Below are 14,408 nucleotides of genomic sequence, written 5' to 3'. Positions count from 1 at the left end.
AAACATGGCACCCTACATCGTTGTCTTCGGACCGCTCCTGGCGTCCATCATCGCCGGCCTGTTCGGCAATATCATCGGGCATCGCGTCTCGCAGATCGTCACGACCTTCTTTGTCGTGCTCGCTGCAGCGCTGTCCTGGTATCTCTTCTTCGACGTGGCCATGGGCGGCCATACGGCGACCCTGCATCTGGCGACCTGGATGAGTGTCGGCAATTTCGATGTCTCCTGGGACATCAAGCTGGATACGCTCTCCGCGACCATGCTGATCGTCGTCAACACGGTCTCCGCGCTCGTGCATATCTATTCCTGGGGCTATATGTCCCACGATCCGCACCGTGCGCGTTTCTTCTCCTATCTGTCGCTCTTCACCTTCGCCATGCTGATGCTGGTGACCTCCGACAACTTCCTTCAGCTCTTCTTCGGCTGGGAAGGTGTGGGCCTGGCCTCCTATCTGCTCATCGGTTTCTGGTACAAGAAGAAGTCCGCCAACGACGCCGCCATCAAGGCCTTCGTCACCAACCGTGTCGGTGATTTCGGCTTTGCCCTGGGTATCATGGCGCTGTTCCACGTCTTCGGATCAGTGGATTTCGACGTCGTTTTCAGCCACGTCGCCGACCATTCCGAGACGGTGCTGGCCTTTGCCGGTATGGAGTTCAACGCGATCGAGCTGATCGCCTTCCTCCTGTTCATCGGTGCTATGGGCAAGTCGGCCCAGTTCTTCCTGCACGTCTGGCTGCCGGACGCAATGGAAGGCCCGACGCCGGTCTCCGCCCTTATCCACGCTGCGACCATGGTCACCGCCGGTGTCTTCCTGGTCTGCCGTGCTTTCCCGATCTACGAAGCTGCACCGATGGCCTCTGCCATTGTCACGGTGATCGGTGCGACGACGGCGATCTTTGCTGCAACGATCGGCCTGGCCCAGAACGACATCAAGCGCGTTGTCGCCTATTCGACCTGTTCCCAGCTTGGTTACATGTTCTTCGCCGCGGGCCTTGGCCTTTACTCGGCAGCGATGTTTCACCTGTTCACGCACGCTTTCTTCAAGGCGCTCCTGTTCCTTGGATGTGGCGCCGTCATTCACGGCCTGCATGACGAGCAGGACATGCGCAAGATGGGCGGTCTCTACAAGATGATGCCGATGACCTGGGTGCTGATGCTGATCGGTACGCTGGCGTTGACCGGTGTCGGTATTCCGCCGTTCACCCTGGGTGGTTGGGAATTCGATGGTATCGGCTTTGCCGGTTTCTACTCGAAGGACATGATCATCGAGGAAGCCTTCATGATGGGCCAGGAAGGCAAGTTCTTCGGAATGGGTGCTTTCTGGATCGGCATCGGTGCAGCCCTGCTGACCAGCTTCTATTCCTGGCGCCTGATCTTCATGACCTTCCACGGCAAATTCCGTGGCAAGCAGTCCGACTACGAGCACGCCCACGACAGTGGCTGGGTCATGACCGGCCCGCTGGTCCTGCTGGCGATCGGTGCTGTCTTTGCGGGCGGCCTGTTCAAGGACAGCTTTGTCGGCAAGGATGCCTTTGCATACTGGGGCGACAGCCTGCCGGCAGGCCCCTATGCCGAGGGCAATTACCCCGAATACGCTGAAGCCTATGCGTCGGGTGGTTATGCGGGCGACAGCCATGCGGCTGACGATCACGCAGCGAGCTCCGAGGAGCATGCAGCTGATACCCATGCCGCTCCGGCTCATGCCGACAACACGCACGCGGATGAAAGCCATGGCGATGAAGGTCATCACGGTCACCATCCGCCGACCTGGGTGTTGTGGATGCCGTTTGGCGTGACCTGGCTTGGTTTCGGCCTGGCGGTCTGGTTCTACATCGTCAAGGAAGGCATTGGTGCGCGCATCGCTGCCAATGGCGGTCCTGTCCACGCTTTCCTGTCCAACAAATGGTATTTCGACGAGATCTATCAGTTTGTCTTCGTGAAAGGCTCGAAAGGGCTGGGCGATTTGTTCTGGAAGGTCGGCGATGTACGCATCATCGACGGTTTCGGACCCAATGGTTTTGCCGCAACGACCATGGCCACGGCACGCCGTATCGCCAAGGCTCAGTCCGGCTTCCTCTATCACTACGCATTCGTCATGCTGATCGGCGTACTGGGCTTCACGCTCTGGATCGTCGCCGGCGCAGGAGGCAACTAGAATGTTCGGCGAGATCGAATCCCTGCTTACCGTTCTCACCTTTGTGCCGACGCTCGGCGCGCTGGTGATTGCCTATCTGCGTTTCACGACGCGGGCGGAAAACCAGGACATCACGGATCGCAATTCCCGCGCCGTGGCCCTGTGGACGACGCTCATCACCTTTGGCATTTCCTGCCTGATGTTGTGGGAGTTCGACCCGTCGGTCTCCGGCTTCCAGATGATCCACGAGGTCACCTGGCTGGAGCAGATCGGCCTGGGTTACCGCATGGGTGTTGACGGCATCTCGGTCCTGTTCGTCATGCTGACGACATTCCTGATGCCGATCTGTATCCTGGCGTCCGGTGCGATCAAGAAACGCGTCGCCGACTACATGATTGCCTTCCTGCTGCTGGAGACGCTGATGATCGGCGTCTTCACGGCACTGGACCTGGTTCTGTTCTACATCTTCTTCGAAGGTGGCCTGATCCCGATGTTCATCATCATCGGTGTCTGGGGTGGTCAGAACCGTGTCTATGCGGCCTTCAAATTCTTCCTCTACACCCTGTTCGGCTCGGTGCTGATGTTGGTGGCGATGATCTACATGTTCTTGGATGCAGGTACGACGAACATCATTACGCTGCTCGATCATCCGTTCGACATCGATGTCCAGACCTGGCTGTGGCTCGCCTTCTTCGCGTCCTTCGCGGTGAAAATGCCGATGTGGCCGGTGCATACCTGGCTGCCCGACGCGCACGTACAGGCGCCGACGGCAGGCTCGGTCATCCTGGCCGGCGTGCTGCTGAAAATGGGTGGTTACGGCTTCCTGCGTTTCTCACTGCCGATGTTCCCCAATGCGAGCGATTATTTCGCGCCGCTGGTCTTTGGCCTGTCGATCATCGCCATCATCTATACCTCGCTGGTGGCGTTCCGGCAGACGGATATCAAGAAACTGATTGCCTATTCGTCAGTTGCTCACATGGGTTTTGTGACCATGGGCCTGTTCGCCATGAATGACGTCGGCGTTCAGGGCGCGATCTTCCAGATGATCTCCCACGGCTTCATCTCCGGTGCGCTCTTCCTGTGTGTCGGCGTTATCTATGATCGCATGCACACACGCGAGATTGCCTTCTATGGTGGTCTGGTACACCGCATGCCGGTTTATGCCGCGCTCTTCGCGCTCTTCACCATGGCCAATGTCGGCTTGCCGGGTACGTCGGGCTTTGTCGGCGAGATCATGACCATGGTCGGCGCCTATCAGGTCAGCTGGTGGATCGCTACCGGCGCAGCCGCTGGCGTCATCCTGTCAGCCATGTACATGCTGACCGTCTACCGCAATGTCGTGTTTGGCGAGATGACCAATCCCAAGCTGGAGACGATCACCGATGTCGATGGCAGGGAATCCGCAATGCTTGGCATTCTTGCCATCGCAACGCTGGTTCTGGGGGTGTCGTCCACACTGATCACCGATATCACCGCGGCTTCGGTCGACAATCTGATTTCCAACTACCAAGCGGCCCTTGAAGCCGCAGCAGCCCAGTAAGAGGGGCCTGATATGACAGCGGATCTGCTTTCCCAGGAATTCTCGCTTCTCCTTCCCGAAGTGCTGCTTGCAGGCGGTGCCATGGTGCTTTTGATGCTCGGCGTCTTCATGGAAGGCGAGCGGGCGACACGCTTGGTCTACACGCTTTCCATTGCGGCCCTTGTCGGTGCAGCACTTCTGGCGCTGTTCGGCACGGGCGGTGAGGGCATGGCCTTTGGCGGCGCTTTTGTCTTTGACCCGCTGGCCAAGTTCTCCAAAGTTGCCATCGTGCTGGTCGCGGCGCTGACCCTGATCCTGGCCCTGCCATACCTGGACAAGGAAAAACTGCTCAAGATCGAATACCCGATCCTTGCCATCCTGGCGGCCACGGGTATGGGCATGATGGTTTCGGCCAATGACCTGATCTCCATGTATATGGGTATCGAGCTGCAGTCCCTGGCGCTTTACGTGCTGGCTGCGTTCAACCGCGACAGCCTGCGCGCGTCCGAGGCCGGTCTGAAGTATTTCGTGCTGGGCGCTCTGTCCTCCGGTCTGCTGCTTTACGGCTCGTCACTGATCTACGGTTTCACGGGCGCTACAGGTTTCGAGGAAATCGCCCAGGCGGTTGCCGCAGGGCCGTCGGTTGGTCTGACCTTTGGTCTTGTCTTTGTCATCTGTGGTCTGGCCTTCAAGGTCTCTGCCGCACCGTTCCACATGTGGACGCCGGATGTTTACGAAGGCGCGCCGACCCCGGTCACGGCCTTCTTTGCGACTGCACCCAAGTTTGCCGCCATCGTCCTTCTGGCCCGTATCCTGGTTGAGCCGTTTGGCGGCATGATTGACCAGTGGCGCGACGTCGTCTGGATGATTGCGGCCTTGTCCATGGGTATCGGTGCCTTTGGCGCTCTGACCCAGACCAATATCAAGCGTCTTTTGGCCTATTCCTCGATCTCGAACATGGGTTATGCCCTGGTCGCGATTGCGTCGGGTACGAATACAGGCCTGTGGGCGCTGCTCGTTTTCATGTCGCTCTACATGGTGGGCGTGGTTGGTGCCTTTGGTGCTGTCCTCTCCATGCGCACCAAGGAAGGCATGGTCGAGAACATTTCTGACCTCGCCGGTCTCGCCCAGCGCAATCCGGGGCTTTCCTGGTCCATTACAGCGTTGATGTTCTCGATCGGTGGTCTGCCCTTCATGGTCGGCTTCTTCGGCAAGTTCTTCGTGATCTATTCCGCCGTTGATGCAGGCCTGATCTACCTCTCGATCTTGGCAGTCCTCTTCTCTGTCGTTTCCGCGGCCTACTATCTGCGGATCGTCAAGGTGATGTGGTTCGACAGCTCCGACGTCGAGTTCGTGCCATCCTCCATGAGTGTCTACTGGGTGACGCGTGCGGCTGGTCTGGCGACCGTGCTCTTGCTGCCGGCCCTGGGCTGGCTGGTGCACCGCGCCTTCAGCGTCGGACTGGCGACGCTCTAGCTTGAGTGGACTTGCCACCCGGCTGGAATGGCTGGACGAGACATCGTCGACTAACACACTGGCGCGCGAGCGTGCCGAGGCGGGTGAACGCGGTCCCCTGTGGATCGCCGCCCGCCGCCAGACCGCGGGGCGAGGGCGACGCGGTCGTTCCTGGTCCGGGCTGGACGGAAACCTCTTCACCACGGGCCTTTACACGCTGTCGGACGATCCACAACGCGCGGCCCAGCTGTCCTTTGTGGCAGCACTGGCAGTTGGCGATCTGTGTGACGCGGCTGGGGTTCCGTTTGAGCTCACCCGGCTGAAATGGCCCAATGACGTTCTGATCAACGGCGAGAAACTGGCCGGTATCCTGCTGGAGAGCGGCAAGGCGCCAGGCGGTGGTCTCTGGCTGGCCGTCGGTATTGGTATCAATATCGCCGTAGCTCCCGAAAACGTCGAGCGGCCGGCGACCAGTCTGGCAAGTCTCGGCGCGGATATGAATCGCGAGCGGGCGCTTGATATTCTCTCCCGCGCTTTCGACAAGTATTTCGCGCTCTGGTTCCGGGATGGATTTGGTCCGATCCGGGATCGCTGGCTGGTGCGTGCCTTCGGGCTGGGCGATCGCTGTCAGGCGCGGCTGAATGACGAGACCGTGACTGGTATCTTTGCCGATCTTGGTCCTGATGGATCACTGCGCCTCGACTTGGCGCGCGGAGAGCGGAGATTTATCTCTGCCGGTGAAGTCTTTTTCCCGGACAGCTGATCCGGGGCGGGATGAAAGGATGAGGCATGCTGCTGGTTATCGATTGCGGTAATACCAACACGCTGTTTGCCATTCATGATGGCGAGGACTGGAAAGCGCATTGGCGCGCCGGAACGGATTCAACGCGAACGGCCGATGAGCATGCCGTTTGGCTGTCGCAATTGATGGCCCTGCAGGGCTTCAAGCTGTCGGATGTCCATGCGTGCGTAATCTCCACTGTGGTGCCCCAGGCGCTGTTTAACCTGCGCAATCTCTCCCGCCGCTATTTCGATTGCGAGCCGATGATTGTCGGCGAGAGCGGGATCAATCTGGATATCGAGGTGCGGCTCGAGCGTCCCCAGGACGCCGGTGCCGACCGCCTGGTCAATGCGCTGGGCGCCCGCGCCAAGTATTCCGGCGCCATGATCATCATCGATAGCGGCACGGCGACGACCTTCGACGTGATCTCCCATGACGGTGCATTCGAGGGAGGCATCATCGCCCCGGGGATCAACCTGTCGATGCAGGCGCTGCACGCGGCTGCAGCGAAACTGCCCCGCGTGGCCATTGCCAAGCCACAACGCGTGATGGGGCGGGATACGGTCTCGGCCATGCAGTCCGGCGTGTTCTGGGGCTATATCGACCTGATTGACGGGCTGGTGGAAAGGCTCAAGTCGGAGTACGCACAGCCCATGACGGTGATCGCCACGGGTGGTGTCGTCAGCCTGTTCGATGGGGCTTCGCGCACGATCGAACATTACGACCCCGACCTGACCATCCGGGGATTGCTTGAAGTCTGGAAACTGAACGGGGGCGCCGCGTGAGCGACAGCGTCTATTTCCTGCCGCTCGGCGGGTCTGATGAAATCGGAATGAATCTCAACCTCTACGGCTATGGCCCGGAGGAAAAACGCAAATGGGTGATCGTCGATTGCGGCGTGACCTTTGGCGATTTGTCGACGCCCGGCGTCGACCTGATCATGCCCGATCCGATCTTCATCGAGGAACGTGCCGACGACCTGGTCGGCATGGTGCTGACGCATGCGCACGAGGACCATATGGGCGCTGTGGCGCAATTGTGGAAACGCCTGCGCTGTCCGATCTATGCAACGCCGTTCACCGCCTATCTGGTACGCGACCGCCTCGCCGAACATGGCCTGCTGGACGAGGTCGAGCTGCACGAGATCAGCCTCGACAGCCGGTTCGAGCTCGGCCCGTTTGATATCCAGCTGGTCACGCTGACCCACTCCATCCCCGAACCCAATGGCCTCGCCATCCGGACGCCGGCAGGTCTGATCCTGCATACCGGTGACTGGAAGATCGATCCCGATCCGCTGATCGGTGAGGAAACCGACAGCGCGGCGCTGGAAGCTATGGGCGAGGAGGGCGTCCTCGCCATGGTGTGCGACAGCACCAATGTCTTCTCGGCCGGTGAAAGCGGCTCCGAAGCCGGGGTCAAGGACGCACTGATCGAAGTCGTCGGCGAGCTCAAGGGCAAGGTCGCCATTGCCGCCTTTGCCTCCAATGTTGCGCGCCTGCAATCGGCTATCGAGGCCGCCGAGGCTAATGGCCGACGCGTCTGCCTGGTTGGTCGCTCCATGCACCGCATGACGTCTGCGGCCAAGTCCGTGGGACTGCTCCAGCATGTCCAGGATTTCGTGACCGAGGAAGAGGCCGGCTTTTTCCCGGACGACAAGATCCTCTATCTCTGCACCGGTTCCCAGGGCGAGCCGCGCGCGGCGCTGTCGCGCATTGCCGACGGCAATCATCGCAATGTGACACTGGGACCGGGCAGTACGGTGATCTTTTCCAGTCGCGTCATTCCGGGCAATGAGCTGGGGATCTTCAATCTTCAGAACCAGCTGGCCGAACGCGGTGTGCATATCATCACCGAGAAGGATCGGCCGATCCACGTCTCCGGCCATCCCTGCCGGGACGAGCTGGCGCAGATGTATGCCTGGGCCAAGCCGAAAGTGGCGATCCCGGTGCATGGTGAGCGCCGTCACCTGCTCGAGCACGCCGATTTCGCCAAGTCCCTGCAGGTTCCCCATGCCATCACGGTGCGCAATGGCGACATGGTTGAGCTGCGCTCGGACGGCAGTGGCGCGGTTGTTGACGAGGTTCCCGCCGGGCGTCTGCACCTTGATGGCAAGTTCCTGACGCCGGACAATGCCAATTCCATGCGCGAACGCCGCCGCCTGTCTTTTGCCGGCATGATCGCGGTCTCGCTGGCCGTGGACGAGAAGGGCCGGCTGGTAGGCGGTCCGGACGTGCGGGCCTCCGGTGTGGCGGAAGATCACCGCACCCCGATCGAGGCTATTCTCGACCAGCTCGAGGAAGTTGCCGAACAGCGCTTTGACAGTCTGGGCCGCCGGACCCGCAAGGATCCCGACGCCATCGAGGAAGAAATCCGCCTGGCCGTGCGCCGTGAAATCAATGCCATCTGGGGCAAGAAGCCACAGGTCGAAGTGATGGTTCTGCCCGTATAAGGCGGCAAAGAAGGAGAGTACTGGATGAAGATCGGACGTCTCAACCATGTCGGTGTCGCAGTTCCGGACATCGAGGCCGCCAAACAGACCTATGCCGAGCTCTATGGCGCCACGGATGCCACCGAGACCAAGGATTTCCCGCAACTGGGTGTTCGGGTCGCCTTTGTGCACCTGGACAATTCCGAGATCGAGCTCCTCTCACCGCTGGGTGATGACAGCCCGGTGCACAAATTCCTTGAGCGCAATCCCAAGGGCGGTCAGCACCATTTGTGTTTTGAGGTCAAGGACATCATCGAGGCGCGTGATGCGATGGTTGAGCGCGGCGCGACGGTATTGGGCACCGGTGAACCCTATCTGGGCGCGCACGGCGTGCCGGTGATTTTCATCCACCCGAAAAACTCCAACGGCCAGCTGATCGAACTGATGCAGGAGCCGTCCTGATGAACCGCTATCTCCAGATCGCCCCCGTCGTCATCGCCGGCCTTTTGTGGCTGTCGCGGATTTTCCTGCGTGATGGCGGTGTGGGCCTGGTCAACGGGCTGGTGGTCTTCCTGATCAGCTGGTGGCTGATCCTGTTCATGACCCTGCCGGTCGGCGTGCGCTCGCAACAGGAAAACGGTGATATCCAGGAAGGTTCCGAGCCGGGTGCGCCTGTCACGCCGATGCTGGCCAAGAAGGCCTGGTGGACCACGGTCATCACCTCGATCGTCTGGATCATCTATTTCGCCATCGCCGAAAGCGGTGTGATCAATGAATTCCTGCCGCGCGATGGTAGCTGGGGGTAGGGCATGATCCTGCTCGCCCTCATACTCAATCTCGGACTGGCGGAAGGTCAGGCGGTCAATTCCCGGCCTGGCGTACTCATCTGGGCGGACCTGTCCGGCGAAACGCCCGTGATCGAGGCTTATGGCGAGCGCACCTATTTTGAAAGCGATGTCACCACCGCGCCCGGATCGCACCAGTTGTGGACCTTCTATAGCTGCCGTCAGCGCGAGATGGGCCGGACCCGGGTCTGGGACCCGCGCTGGGTCGGCGGCGGCCATGCCTTTGTCGGTGAAAATGGCGAGCTGGGTGAACGTATCCCGGGCCGGCTCGATGACCGGCCGGTCGAAGGCGAGGCCATTGCTCCGCGCGGAGCGGCCTATTTCACCATCAGCCTGGATGTGTCAGAGGCGCATCCCGAAGGCGCCGTGCTTGGGCCCTTTGCACTCCCACTCGAGGTCTTTCCCTGTGCCGGTCTGCCGACACCGGACTTCCAGCCCGACCCGAAAGGGAATTAGGACATGCCCCACGCCATCGTGGAATTTTCCCCGCTCAGCGAAATCGGTATCAGCGAAGCCGATCTCCTGGACGCCGTCTTTGACGGCATGCAGGCCAGCGGGCTGTTTGGCACCGAAGACATCAAGGTCCGCTCCCACCCGGCCTCGATGACCCGCAATGGCTCGGACAATTTCTCCTTCATCCACGTCCAGCTCCGCATCATGCCCGGCCGCACGGTCGAACAGAAAGCCGATCTGAGCGAACGGGTGAGGGCGAATGTGTGTTCGATGCCAGGGCAAGCGCGCTCGACCAGTGTGGAAGTGGTGGATATTGATCGCGCTGTTTATGCGAAGACGGTGGTCAATAGTTCACCCGCGGCTGAGGGCCTCAGCGAGTTGGATCTCCTACACGAGGCCGTAAGAATCTATCTGACCGAGACAGACCCGAATAGGAACTCGGAAGCCTCAGACGGATCATCAAGTCGGCATACGAGTGCCTGGTTCTGGAGAAAGGCACATCTGCCGTATCGTCCAGCGTCCAGCCGTGGTGTGAAGCTGGGCGCGCGCGATGTCCTGGCCGGTATCGCGGAGATTGCTAATGAGGGTAAGCTCGATCGTGTTTTCGCGCGCTGGAAATCGGAACTCGATACAGATCTTCAGGGTGTTAATCAGCTGCTTGCAAAGCCGCGACTTGGCGCCGGGCGTAAAAAGATTACGAGTCCTGACCTTAATGATGAACTCGTCCTGGGAGATGCAATTTCCATAGACTATGCGGTGGCAGCTCCGATTTGGGAGGCGCTCTCGGTCTCTCCTGACCTAAGTCAGCCGGATCCGGGGCTCGCTTTTGTTGGAGACAGGCTGCAGGCGGAAAACCTGGCTGCTAAGGGCAACGTGGACACTTTGTTTATCAGGGTGATCAATCTGGGCTTTTTTCGTTCGGTGGAGGTGCTTCAGGCACTGGATAGTGGTGGCGTGCGCTGGGTGCCACGAGACGAAATCAGCGCGACCGCTTCCATCGGTGTGATTGAAACCGTGGCACGTTTGCAGTCGGAGTTGGCGACCGCACAGGAATCCGCCCCCGAAGCATTTGTCCTCACTGTAAACTGTAGGGGCGATGCGGCCGTTCAGTTTATCCAGCAGGCGACATTTCTTTGTGCGCAACCCATACTTTCTGTTGAGCCGATGTCTCTCTGGCCGGTTTTTGCTACCGCAGCAGAGCAGTTGGGGGATAGGGCGGACTGGTGCGCAGATGAGATCGGGCTTTCACTCACTCATTATACGCGCTGGAGATTGGTCGAGTTTGACGCTGATGCGCTTGTTGACTTGGCAGATTGTCTGACGGGGCTCCTCGTCAAGGAGCGTTCGGAGAGTCCGCGCCACTTTTTTCTGCACGCCAGTTTCCAGCGGAAACCTACGACGGCGAAGGAGCCCATCCTCACGCTGGATGTTGAACACGGAAAGAGCTGGATTCCGGTCCCGGCGGGCGAGATGCGCTTGCTGGTAGGAATTTTCGCGCAGGCTGTCATGGAGCATCTATCCCACAACATCTCCACACATTTCGGTACAGACCTGGTTGAACTCGAATTCGATCTTGAGGAAGGCGTGGTCAGGGCTACGACCAACTTGCCCGATCTATGTGCCGAGTTTGCACTGGGATGACACCGCCAGGAGCAGCCGCTGACCAAATTCCTGACTGGCGAGTCGGGAACTGGTGGATATTGACCGTGCTGTTTATGCGAAGACAGTGGTGTAGGGGCCTTTCGCAGTCCGCCTATCGTCACCGCAAGCCGCCCCAATCACCTTCCCCCGCATTCATTGCGGGGCCCGGCATGCGGTGGTGATTGTTCTTCCCGTCAACCAGACCCCGCCACAAGGGCGGGGAAAATGACTGGGGGGTGCGTTTGCGGATTGGCAGAGTGTTAGCTCGCACTCCGCCGTCACCCTGATGAAGATCAGGGCCTAGTTCGAAGCGGGCCGATGTTCGCGGCTTATTCCTGAACCAGAATCGTTCGACGAACTGGATCCCAACTTTTGTGGGGACGGCGCTTTTAACACCACCTCCGTCATCGCCCGGCTCGTCCGGGTGTCCTCAGCCATCCGAGTGCCGGGCGAGGCGCCGATCTGGAATGCGGTCAGACCGTGTGACGCTCGTTCTCGCGGCATGGCAATACTTTGGGGCGTGGCGCGAAGAATGTGTCTGTCCAGGCTTCTCTCCTGGCCCCGTTTATCGCTCTTCAGAGAAGACCGACCCGAAGACGCTTTTGCAGGATTTAGCGATGTTGATCATTGCTTCGCCAATCTCAGTGGCGTTGGACGCTCGTGGTAAAACTACTTCTTGAACAGGGCCAAACCGCCGATTTCCTTCCTCCCATAGGTCAACGCGAGATTGATGCCTGCCTGCCAGTTTGAACTCGTTTTCGAACAAGCGAAAACGCACGACTATCAGCGGCTTATGCGCAGCGGCCACGGTACGGAAGCCGCCGCGTGTTTGTATCTCCCGCTGCCACTCGTTCGTGCCCTGTGGTTTAAGCGAAAACGGATCGGTATCCGCAACCTTGGCGGTTTCCACCACACTGATTTCGGTCGCAGCCAACACCGCCTCTCCGACCAACTCGGGGGAGAGTGGGTGGTCACCAAATCGAGCAAACAAGGCAGGAGCACTCGCAGCCACGAGTTCGCCGATTGACGGAGTGACACTCCACATATTTTTGTTCACAGAAAGATTACCCGAACCAAGCATGTCCATCCTTCTTATTTGATCCACTTTGAAGTGAGACTAAAACCTCTACAGGGTTTGTGGGTGATTTCGACCAAAATCCATCGCTGCAACATGACAGGGACACACCATTTAACGCCAGCCCGTGGAATGTTTTGCGTAGCTAGTGGCAGTTGGCGTGTTGGCCGAAATTCGAATTAGAAAATGTGTGTGCCCCATTTTTCCTCTTCCCCCGAATTCATTCAAAAAAAAGGGGACACGTACCAATTACGATGGGCGCTCCGGACGGGTTGGACAGTCTCGAAACCAAGTCCACTCGCCAGCTACGCCCCCGCGCACGTGGACGCCCGCGTCTGGACAGGGAATAAATGGTGTGTGTCCCTGTTTTTCTCAGCAGCTGATCAATGATGGATACTCGGCTGTAGTGAATGGAAGTAGATAAAATGAAGCTAGTTGGAAACACGTACGGCAAGCCGTCTGAAGTGCCATCTGATTTCGATTTGCATTATAAGTGCGAAAATTGTGGTGAATATATACCATCAATTCCAAACGATAATATAAGTTGTAAATGCGGAATGGTTTATATTGATAGAGATTGCCACAGACTTATAGTCGATGACTTTTCAAAGTTTTCTGTTTGGAGATCAAAAGAGAAAAAGTAGTTAGGCCTACACCAAGGTCTCCATCGCCAAGCTCAAGGAGATCCACGCCGCTACAGAAAACGGGGACACGTACCGATTACGATGGGCGCTCCGGTCGGGTTGGACAGTCTGGAGACCAAGTCCACTCGCCAGCTACGCCCCCGCGCACGTGGACGCCCGCGTCTGGACGGGGAATAAATGGTGTGTGTCCCTGTTTTTTGGAAGGTCTGCTAATATGCTGTTTCTTGGTCTCTGCGCTTTGGGTGCGGCCATATGAGAATGATTTGAAAGTGAGCGAGTTCTATGTTTGAAATGCCTTTTTTGGTTGCGGGGGTAGTTGCGGTTACTCAGCCTGATTGGTCGCTCGGTCCTCCGCCCCTCCCCAGTTTGGTAACGTGCCGGACTTCTGAACTTGCCTACCTAGAGGAGGATGAAGGTGAAGATAACGTCGGATACGAATCTGAGAGGCTTGAGCTGAGATTGGAGCTCAGACGAGTTGACGATCGAACGCTTGCTCCAAAACGAGAACTATTTGATCACGATACTGAGTTGATGCCGCTCGATTATGTTCTTTATTTCGCAGGGGAGGATCGACCGGAGCTTGCTTGTTGGTCTGCGACAACATTTATTACTTGCCCATATTCGCGTGGCATGATGGCTACTTACTATCGACCAACGGGGCGTTTTCAGTTCGTTGACCACGCGGGGTGGTTTTTGGGCGAGATTGATGGAGCTGCCGTTCTCGGGAGAGGTAATTGTGAGGAGCGTAATGATTGAGATTGGACACGACTTTCGAATGAACTGAGGCTGTCGCCTCGCTCGATCTATAGGTGAGGATGTCGAGACCGCGAGTCGCCAAACTTCCGATTAGTATCCATCCTTCGCCCCAAACACTTTTCCACACCCTCCCACACCACACCTTGCCGCCAACCTGCGTTGACCATTTTAGAACAATTTCAGCGTGCGGTGGTGAGGCGCAACAAAATTCCCTCTTGAAACACCTCAAAATTGTGCATTAGGGTCCCCGCCGCATTGGGGGCTTTGTGTGATGTTAGAATTGTTGCAAAAAACAGGGACACACCCCCATCCCTCCCGTGTGAAATCAATCACCGGTTGCGTTAGGGTGTCCTGGCAGCCATTCTGCGCGCATGCCTCGCCAAGCGCGCCTCGTCCTGCCCGGATATCCGCACCACGTGACCCAGCGGGGTAATCGTCGTCAGCAGACCTTCTTTGAAGACACCGATTACGCGCTTTATCGCGATCTGATGGCGGCGGCGTGTGCGCAGTTTCGCGTGCACTGCTGGGCCTGGTGTCTGATGCCCAATCATGTCCACCTGGTTCTGGAACCGGCCGATGAGGGCGGTCTGTCCCGGGCGGTGGCGCAGGCGCATCAGCGCTATACCCGACATATCAATGCGCGCGAGGGATGGACCGGTTATCTCTGGCAGGGGCGG

At 58.6% G+C, this 14,408-nt stretch carries 12 protein-coding genes; 11 read left to right on the top strand and 1 reads right to left on the bottom strand.

Annotated elements, in window-relative coordinates; genetic code table 11:
* Nucleotides 1–4 precede the first annotated feature (4 nt).
* The 10 genes from nuoL to JJ889_RS13535 are packed head-to-tail and all read left to right on the top strand — an operon-like array spanning nt 5 to nt 11,256.
* Nucleotides 5–2,155: an NADH-quinone oxidoreductase subunit L gene (nuoL, locus tag JJ889_RS13580; RefSeq protein ID WP_291896005.1), complete on the top strand. Its 2,151-nt coding sequence runs from the start codon at nt 5–7 to the stop codon at nt 2,153–2,155.
* A gap of 1 nt (nt 2,156) precedes the next feature.
* Nucleotides 2,157–3,674, top strand: a complete 1,518-nt coding sequence (locus tag JJ889_RS13575) for an NADH-quinone oxidoreductase subunit M (RefSeq protein ID WP_291896003.1) — start codon at nt 2,157–2,159, stop codon at nt 3,672–3,674.
* A gap of 12 nt (nt 3,675–3,686) precedes the next feature.
* On the top strand, nt 3,687–5,129 hold the full coding sequence (gene nuoN / locus JJ889_RS13570) for an NADH-quinone oxidoreductase subunit NuoN (RefSeq protein WP_291896001.1): 1,443 nt from the start codon (nt 3,687–3,689) through the stop codon (nt 5,127–5,129).
* A gap of 1 nt (nt 5,130) precedes the next feature.
* Nucleotides 5,131–5,871, top strand: a complete 741-nt coding sequence (locus JJ889_RS13565; RefSeq protein ID WP_291895999.1) for a biotin--[acetyl-CoA-carboxylase] ligase — start codon at nt 5,131–5,133, stop codon at nt 5,869–5,871.
* A 26-nt stretch (nt 5,872–5,897) separates the two neighbouring features.
* Nucleotides 5,898–6,674 (top strand): type III pantothenate kinase, encoded by a 777-nt coding sequence (locus JJ889_RS13560; protein WP_291895996.1) that lies wholly within the window; start codon nt 5,898–5,900, stop codon nt 6,672–6,674.
* Between the two features lie 47 nt (nt 6,675–6,721).
* Complete coding sequence (locus tag JJ889_RS13555; RefSeq protein ID WP_366940134.1) at nt 6,722–8,338, top strand: ribonuclease J; 1,617 nt, start codon at nt 6,722–6,724, stop codon at nt 8,336–8,338.
* Nucleotides 8,339–8,362: 24 nt separating this feature from the next.
* The gene (mce, locus tag JJ889_RS13550; RefSeq protein WP_291895992.1) at nt 8,363–8,779 is read left to right on the top strand and encodes a methylmalonyl-CoA epimerase; all 417 of its coding nucleotides are present in this window, start codon (nt 8,363–8,365) and stop codon (nt 8,777–8,779) included.
* Nucleotides 8,779–9,123 (top strand): DUF1467 family protein, encoded by a 345-nt coding sequence (locus JJ889_RS13545; protein WP_291895990.1) that lies wholly within the window; start codon nt 8,779–8,781, stop codon nt 9,121–9,123. The genes mce and JJ889_RS13545 overlap by 1 nt, the downstream gene beginning before the upstream one ends.
* Before the next feature lie 3 nt (nt 9,124–9,126).
* Complete coding sequence (locus tag JJ889_RS13540; protein WP_291895988.1) at nt 9,127–9,618, top strand: hypothetical protein; 492 nt, start codon at nt 9,127–9,129, stop codon at nt 9,616–9,618.
* A 3-nt stretch (nt 9,619–9,621) separates the two neighbouring features.
* Nucleotides 9,622–11,256 carry a 5-carboxymethyl-2-hydroxymuconate Delta-isomerase gene (locus JJ889_RS13535; RefSeq protein WP_291895985.1) on the top strand — a complete coding sequence of 545 codons (1,635 nt, stop codon included), beginning with the start codon at nt 9,622–9,624 and terminating at the stop codon, nt 11,254–11,256.
* Between the two features lie 565 nt (nt 11,257–11,821).
* Here JJ889_RS13535 and JJ889_RS13530 read toward each other — a convergent pair.
* Nucleotides 11,822–12,337: a hypothetical protein gene (locus JJ889_RS13530; RefSeq protein WP_291895983.1), complete on the bottom strand. Its 516-nt coding sequence runs from the start codon at nt 12,335–12,337 to the stop codon at nt 11,822–11,824.
* A 1,765-nt stretch (nt 12,338–14,102) separates the two neighbouring features.
* Here JJ889_RS13530 and JJ889_RS13525 point away from each other — a divergent pair.
* The coding region (locus JJ889_RS13525) for a transposase (RefSeq protein ID WP_291895981.1) at nt 14,103–14,408 on the top strand (306 nt) is incomplete at its 3' end.

This window comes from Maricaulis sp. (assembly GCF_017643475.1).
Classification (GTDB): Bacteria; Pseudomonadota; Alphaproteobacteria; order Caulobacterales; family Maricaulaceae; genus Maricaulis.
Note: the sequence above shows the minus strand (reverse complement) of the source record. Positions and strands in the feature narration are given on the sequence as shown.